The organism is Streptomyces sp., from assembly GCF_035563135.1.
In the GTDB taxonomy this organism is placed as follows: domain Bacteria; phylum Actinomycetota; class Actinomycetes; order Streptomycetales; family Streptomycetaceae; genus Streptomyces.
Genome location: NZ_DATMVN010000243.1, coordinates 1 through 3,739, shown reverse-complemented (window position 1 = coordinate 3,739; position 3,739 = coordinate 1). Strand labels below are relative to the sequence as shown.

Annotated in this window: 3 protein-coding genes and 1 pseudogene; 3 read left to right on the top strand and 1 reads right to left on the bottom strand. The window is 70.6% G+C overall.

Annotation, left to right across the window (positions count from 1 at the left end; translation table 11 throughout):
• The 3 genes and pseudogenes from VN520_RS10505 to VN520_RS10495 all read left to right on the top strand — a co-directional run.
• On the top strand, positions 1-498 hold a 498-nt coding region (locus VN520_RS10505), incomplete at its 5' end, for a patatin-like phospholipase family protein (RefSeq protein WP_325746600.1).
• A gap of 798 nt (positions 499-1,296) precedes the next feature.
• Positions 1,297-1,782 (top strand): cupin domain-containing protein, encoded by a 486-nt coding sequence (locus VN520_RS10500; protein ID WP_325746599.1) that lies wholly within the window; start codon positions 1,297-1,299, stop codon positions 1,780-1,782.
• Between the two features lie 111 nt (positions 1,783-1,893).
• Positions 1,894-2,627, top strand: a pseudogene (locus tag VN520_RS10495) (IS5 family transposase).
• Positions 2,628-2,942: 315 nt separating this feature from the next.
• Here VN520_RS10495 and VN520_RS10490 read toward each other — a convergent pair.
• On the bottom strand, positions 2,943-3,739 hold a 797-nt coding region (locus VN520_RS10490; protein ID WP_325746598.1), incomplete at its 5' end, for a class I SAM-dependent methyltransferase.

The following is a 3,739-nucleotide window of genomic DNA, read 5'->3' as shown; positions in this document are numbered from 1 at the left end:
GACGTCCTCAGCGGCGACTTCAAGGCCTTCTCCAGCCGGCGACAGGAGATCACCGTGGACGCCGTGCTGGCCTCGGCCGCCGTCCCGCTGCTCTTCCGCGCCGTCGAGGTGGGGGGCCGGTACTACTGGGACGGGCTGTTCAGCCAGAACCCGCCGGTGCGCCAGTTGCCCGACGCCGGCCCGGACGAAATCTGGGTCATCCGGATCAACCCGCGTGCCCGGGCCACGGAGCCGAAGACGGTGGGCGACATCGCGGACCGGCGCAACGAGCTGGCCGGCAACCTCTCGCTGGAGCAGGAGCTGCACGCCATCCGCAAGGTCAACGGGTGGGTGGACCGTCTCGGCGACCCGTACCGGCGCCTCGAGATCCGTGAGATCGACCTCGACCTCGACCTCGACCTGCCCAGCAAACTGGACCGCAGGCCCGCGTTCCTCCGCCGGCTGTTCGACGAGGGGCGAGAGCAGGCGGACGCCTTCCTGGCCGGGCTGCCCGGCTGACTGCAGGCCGGCGCGCGGTCACGGTGGCACGGGGCGCGTGACGATCACCCGTTCGGCCACGGTCGGTCCGGTGACCGGGGCGCGTCCCCACCCCGGACGGACCGTTGTCCTCCGCTCGGGCGGCAGCCTGCCGCTCTGTCCATGAACGGCCCACTGGGGGACACGATCGTCCTTGCGGGACCATTGCGGCTCCGGGGCGCGGTCGGCGACTCGTGGCCGGCGATCGAAGTCCTCCGCTCACGGAGATCACTGACGTCCCGCCCCCGGACCCGCAGATACCGCGGTCAGGCGGATAGGACGTGCCAGCCGCGGGCTATCGCGATCCAGCACCCCGGCGCGCTCGTACGCTGCTCGTCAGCGATTCGACAGTGATCTGGAGAATCTGATGCTGGCGCACATGGGCCTACGGGGGGCATCGATCGGGTACGCGCCCAGGGGCGTCGAACGCCTCCTCGAGGCGAGCCAGAGTGGGTTGAATGAGGCGACCGTCAGGGTCCTGGAGGATCCGATGCTGATGCGGGGAACCGGGCGGAGGAAAGGCCGCTCTCCAGGCGATCGGGATTGGACCGCCCCGAACTCCAGATGATCGGTGAAACACCATGGCTGCGCCCGCTGTGCAGCTCGCGGAGCGGTCGCCGACTCCGACTCAGCTCCGAACGGTGATGCGGACTCCATCCTCCTGCCGTCGTTGCGCGTAGCTCCCCCCGCGGCGACGAGGGCTCGCCAGGGGTGTCGGCCGGCGCAGACAACCGCGCCGCCTGTCATCACACTGCGGGGACGTCGCGGAAGGGAGTGACCATGACAACCCAGCACGTTCGTGCCGCCGCGGGCGACACATACGACCACCTGGGTCTGCGGCTACGCATGCGCCTCACGGGCCAGGAGACCGCGGGCGGCCTCGCGCTGATCGAGCACGTGGGGCGGCGGGGAGCTGGTTCGCCGCTGCATCGGCACACCAGGGAGGCCGAGACCTTCATCGTGCTCGACGGCGAACTCGACGGTTGGTCGGATGAAGACCGCACGCTCGTATCGGCGGGCGACACCCTGTACCTGCCTTCGGGCAGCGAGCACGCATACCGGGTCCGCAGCGCCACCGCGCGGTTTCTCCTGCTCATCACGCCGGCCGGCTTCGAGCAGTTCTTCATCAACGACGGCGTCCCCAGCGATCCCGACGCCGAACTGCCGTCCGTACCCGGACCCCCGCCTCCCGAGGCGGTGGAGCGGCTCGCGCAGATACTGACGGACTACGGGGTGTTCATCACCGGTCCCCCGCCAACTCCCTGACGTCGATCCGTACGCCGCACGTTCGTCGCGGCGCGTTCCAGTAAGAAGGCGTTGCGGAAGTAGGCCATCGGGCTCCGTCTGCCGGTGAGGTCCCGTCGCAGCGTGCGGTGCATGTCGTCGTCGGCGTCTTCCCCGCCGCCGCGGCTGATCGGTGACGAGCTGTGGGCACTGGTCGAGCCGTTGATCCCACCCCGCCCACCGGCGGTGCACGGCCGCACCGGCCGGCCCCGGGTATCGGATCGGGATGTGCTCGAGGGCATCGCGTTCGTGCTGTCCACCGGCATCGGCTGGAGCAAGCTGCCCAGCGAACTGGGCTACGGCTCGGGCTGGACCTGCTGGCGCCGGATGCACGAGTGGGCCGACGCCGGCGTCTTCGACCGGCTGCACCAGGCGGTGCTCGACCGGCTCGCCGAGCAAGGCGAGCTGGACTGGTCGCGGGCGGCCCTGGACTCGGTCAGCGTCCGGGCGAAAAGGGGGGTGCACTGACCGGCTCCGATCCCCCCGACCGCGGCAAGGCAGGCAGCACGTACCACCTGCTGGTCGACGCGCACGGGCTGCCGCCCAACGTGCTGGTCTCGGCCGCAAACCGGCACGACAGCCTCTTCGTCGAACCCGCGCGTGCGCCGCTACCTGCGCCGCCGCGGCATCACCGCCCGCATCGCCCGGATCGGTGTCGAGCCAGCCAACGGCTGGGCCGTCACCGCTGGGTCGTCGAGCGGACGCTCGGCTGGCTGCTGTCCTACAAACGCCTGGCCCTGCGCTACGACCGCACCGCACTGACCATCACCGCGCTGGCCCGCCTGGCCGTCACCCTGATCTGCGCCCGGCGCCTGTCGACGGACTGATGCAACGTCCTCTGAAGCCGCCCTCAGGGACGATGCCGAGCTGCGAAAGCCCGAGGGGCGGACACCGCGGGACCCACGATCGGTCCTGGCAGTGTCCAGGCAGTCATCCAGGCCGGTTCGCGTGTGGATCGAGGTGCCCGGCGCCACCTGTCCGTGCCCACGTGGCGGCAGCCAGGGGCCAGTGAGGTCGGGAACGGGTGGTCCGGGCGACCTTCCAGATGTCTGCAGAGGGTCTGACGGAGGCGCCGACCGGCGATCCCACGTGGAGGTTCTGAGGACGTCCTCACCGCTCGGGTTGCTCCCCGGGGATACCGCTCAGAAGCGGTAGTGCAGTACGACGGTCCCCTTGCGGGACCAGGAGGTGCTGTGCGCGGCCAGCCGGTAGTACGTGCGGAGGGCTGGCGGGAACTGGGCGACCTCGGGCTCCCGGGGGATCAAGATCTCCCTGACCAGGGTCAGTGCCGGGTTCCAGCGTTCCGGGTCGTGCGGGTCGTCGGAGCCGGGGAACCTGATCAGGTCGGCGACGGACCGGGTGCCGCGGGTGTGCTTGATGGCCCAGATCGCGAACCGGGGATAGCTGTTGAAGGCGATCTCCCCGCTGGGGAAGTGGCTGGTGAGCCGGTTCAGCAGGGCCACGACCTGGTCCAGGGTCAGGAACCCCAGCAGGCCGTCGGCGACGATCACCGCCGGCCGGTCGGGAGGGACGGCAGCGAGCCAGTCCGGATCCGTCACGTCCGCGCCGATCCCGTGAGCGTGCGCGCGATCCGGCACCAGGCCTGCTCGGGCGGTGATGACCGCGGGGGAGTCGACGTCGTACCAGTCGACGGTGGACGGCGGATCGATGCGCAGCACCCGGGTGTCCAGCCCGGCCCCCAGGTCCAGCCCGACGCCGTCCGGGTGACGAGCCAGGAACCGGGACGCGACCTCGTCGAGCTTCTTGGCCCGCAGTGCGGCGTTGAGCATGAGGTTCGTGTCGATGTGCAGCTGGCGGTGGTCGTAGTCGAGCGTGCGGACGATCTCGTCGGCCATCGCGTCGCCGAGGACGGGACGCGGCGACCGGTTGTCCAGCGCCCTGCAGCAGAGCGTCAGGAACAGGCTGTCCTCGGTCGGCG